We start from the raw sequence: 3469 nt of genomic DNA, 5'->3' as shown, positions 1-3469 counted from the left end.
CTCTCCCCCCGACGGGGGGAGAGGGAGACAGAAGGCGCCCCGCTCCCTATCGGCGTGCAACAGTCCCCCCTCCCCCGGCGGGAGGGGGACAGGGGGAGGGGGAAGGGGCGAGGCGGCCCCCGTCGTGAGTTCCCCCCCGTCGCAGGGCCCCGAGGATGCCCCGGGGGCTACCTGGCTTCCTGATTGGTGAATCGATAGCTCCATGGACGCGATCGAGATCGAGGGCGGGGCCCGGCTGGCGGGGGAGGTGACCGTCAGCCCGGCCAAGAACGCGGTGCTCCCGCTCATGGCGGCGGCGCTCCTGGCCGAGGGGCCGTGCCGGCTCCGCCGGGTGCCTCGGCTGAGCGACGTGCGCACCCTGGCCCGGCTGCTGGAGCACCTGGGCGCCTCGGTGGCGTTCGAGGCCGATGGGATGCGGATCGACGCCTCCGGGGTCGGGGTGCTCGAGGCGCCCTACGAGCTCGTGAAGACCATGCGGGCGTCGGTGCTGGTGCTGGGGCCCCTGGTGGCCCGGTTCGGCCGGGCCCGGGTGAGCCTGCCGGGGGGGTGCGCCATCGGCGCCCGGCCCATCGACATGCACCTCAGGGGGCTCGAGGCCATGGGGGCGCGGATCCGGCTCGAGCACGGGTACGTGGAGGTGGAGGCCCCGCGGCTCGAGGGGGCCCGGATCGTGCTCGACCTGCCCACCGTGACCGGCACCGAGAATCTCATGATGGCCGCGGCCCTGGCCCGGGGCCGCACCGTGATCGAGAACGCCGCCCGGGAGCCCGAGGTGGAGGACCTGGCCCGGTGCCTCACGGCCATGGGGGCCCGGGTCCGGGGCGCCGGGTCGGCCGTGGTGGAGATCGAGGGCGTGGACCGCCTCGGCCCCTACGACCACGACCCCATCCCCGACCGGATCGAGGCGGGCACCTTCCTGGTGGCCGGGGCCCTGTGCGGGGGCGAGGTGTTCGTGAGGGGGGCGGTGCCCGAGCACCTGGACGCCCTCGTCCAGAAGGTGCGCCAGGCCGGGTACCGGGTGGAACCGGAGAGCGGCGGGATCCGGGTGCGGGGCAACGGCCGTTCCCGGAGCGTGGACGTGCGCACCGGGCCGTACCCCGGGTTCCCCACCGACATGCAGGCCCAGTTCATGGCCCTCATGGCCGTGGGCCGGGGCCTCAGCGTGATCACCGAGACCGTGTTCGAGAACCGGTTCATGCACGTGCCCGAACTGAACCGCATGGGCGCCGACATCCGGGTGGAGGGGGGAAGCGCGGTGGTCCGGGGGGTGGAGCGGCTTTCGGGGGCCCGGGTGATGGCCACCGATCTCCGGGCCAGCGCCGCCCTGGTGCTCGCGGGGCTCGTGGCCGAGGGCACCACGGTGGTGTCCCGGGTGTACCACCTGGACCGGGGGTACGAGCGGATCGAGGAAAAGCTGGCCGCCCTGGGGGCCCGGGTCCGGCGGATCCAGGAGAACCTGTGATCCCCGTTTGGGACCGCCGATCGTGACCGGGCCGCCCGGCCGGAAGCCGAAACGGAGAGCGCAACAAGTGGGTGAACACGAGCCGATCACCTTCGCCCTGCCCAAGGGGCGGATTCTCGAGGATTCCGCGGCGTTCCTGGAGTCCTGCGGCATCCCCGCCTCGGTGGCCCAGTCGGACTCGCGGCTCCTGCGGTTCGACGCGCCCCCCTACCGGTTCCTGGTGGTCCGGGGCCAGGACGTGCCCACCTACGTGGAGCACGGCGCGGCCGACCTGGGGATCGTGGGCCGGGACGTGCTCCTGGAGCAGGAGCCCCAGGTGTACGAGCCCCTGGATCTGGGGTTCGGGTACTGCCGGCTCGCCGTGGCGGCGCCGGCCGACCGGGTGCCCGACCCGGGCCGGTCCCACCTGCGGGTGGCGACCAAGTACCCCCGGCTCGCCGAGGCCCACTTCCGGGCCAAGGGCGTGCAGGCCGAGGTGATCAAGCTCTACGGCTCCATCGAGCTCGCCCCCTTGGTGGGCCTTTCGGAGGTGATCGTGGACCTGGTGAGCACCGGCGAGACCCTGCGGCGAAACGGGCTCGTGGAGCTCGAGACGATCCTCGAGTCCACCTGCCGGCTCATCGTGAACCGGGCGTCCATGAAGACCCGGACCCGGGAGATCTCGGAGCTCATCCGGCGGTTTCGGGAGCGGAGGGAGGCGGCATGAAACCGGTGGCGCGCTGGGGAACCCCCGAGGCCGAGGCACTCCTCGCCCGCCTGGCCGAGCGGGGGGCCGAGGCCGGGGTGGCCGAGGTGGAGCAGTCCGTGCGGGAGATCCTGGAGGCCGTGGCCCGGGAGGGGGACGAGGCCCTGTGCCGGTACACGGCCCGGTTCGACGGGCTCGATCTCTCCCCCGCGGATCTCCGGATCCCCGAGGCCGAGCTCGAGGCGGCGTGGGAGGGGCTCCCGGCCGAGGACCGGGCCGCCCTGGAACTCGCCGAGGCCCGGATCCGGGCGTTCCACGAGCGCCAGAAGCCCCAGTCGTGGTTTGCCGACGAGGACGGGGTGGTGCTGGGCCAGCGGGTGACCCCCCTCGACGCCGTGGGGATCTACGTGCCCGGGGGGACGGCCGCGTACCCCTCGAGCGTGTTCATGAACGCCGTGCCCGCCCGGGTGGCGGGGGTGGGGCGGATCGTCATGGTGACCCCGACCCCCGGGGGCCGGGCGAACCCGTACGTGCTGGGGGCGGCCTGGCTCGCCGGCGTGCGGGAGGTGTACCGGATCGGCGGGGCCCAGGCCGTGGCCGCGCTCGCCTACGGCACCCCCACCGTGCCCCGGGTGGACAAGATCGTGGGCCCGGGCAACATCTACGTGGCCACGGCCAAGCGGATGGTGTTCGGCCGGGTGGGCATCGACATGGTGGCCGGCCCCAGCGAGATCCTGGTGGTGAGCGACGGCTCGGGCGAGCCCGCCTGGATCGCGGCCGACCTCCTGAGCCAGGCCGAGCACGACCCCTGGGCGACGGCCGCGCTGGTCTCGACGGACGAGGCTTTCGCCCGGGCCGTGGCGGCCGAGGTGGAGGCCCAGTTGGCCCAACTGCCCCGGGGCGAGATCGCCAGGAAAAGCTGGGAGGACCGCGGGGCCGTGCTCGTGGTACCCTCCCTGGAGGTGGCGGCCGAGGTGGCGAACCGGGTCGCGCCCGAGCACCTGGAGCTCGCGGTGGAGCGGCCCTGGGACCTCCTGGGGAAGATCCGCCACGCGGGGGCCGTGTTCCTGGGCCACCACACGCCGGAGAGCCTCGGCGACTACCTGGCCGGCCCCAACCACGTGCTGCCCACGGCCGGGACGGCGCGGTTCTACTCGCCCCTGGGCGTGGAGGACTTTCTCAAGCGCTCCAGCGTGCTCTCGTTTTCCCGGGAGGCCCTGGGCCGGCTGGCCGAGCCGGTGATGCGGATCGCCCGGCTCGAGGGCCTGGAGGCCCACGCCCGGGCGGTGGAGAAGAGGGTGGGACGGGGGGACGGTAGGACG

The 3469-nt window shown here is 74.0% G+C and carries 3 protein-coding genes; all 3 read left to right on the top strand.

Going from position 1 to position 3469, the window contains the following annotated elements:
- The first annotated feature begins 202 nt into the window (after positions 1–202).
- Positions 203–1462: a UDP-N-acetylglucosamine 1-carboxyvinyltransferase gene (gene murA, locus ACY0I8_RS17080; RefSeq protein ID WP_459940965.1), complete on the top strand. Its 1260-nt coding sequence runs from the start codon at positions 203–205 to the stop codon at positions 1460–1462.
- 67 nt (positions 1463–1529) lie between these two features.
- Positions 1530–2168, top strand: a complete 639-nt coding sequence (gene hisG / locus ACY0I8_RS17075) for an ATP phosphoribosyltransferase (protein WP_459940966.1) — start codon at positions 1530–1532, stop codon at positions 2166–2168.
- Positions 2165–3469: histidinol dehydrogenase (hisD, locus tag ACY0I8_RS17070; protein ID WP_461395709.1), on the top strand; the 1305-nt coding region annotated here is incomplete at its 3' end. The genes hisG and hisD, both read left to right, overlap by 4 nt.

Source organism: Deferrisoma sp., assembly GCF_054681715.1.
Note: the sequence above shows the minus strand (reverse complement) of the source record. Positions and strands in the feature narration are given on the sequence as shown.

Bases quoted from the DNA above. Each gene is read 5' to 3' on its own strand.
- murA (WP_459940965.1), top strand. From the start codon at position 203: ATGGACGCGATCGAGATCGAGGGCGGGGCCCGGCTGGCGGGGGAGGTG.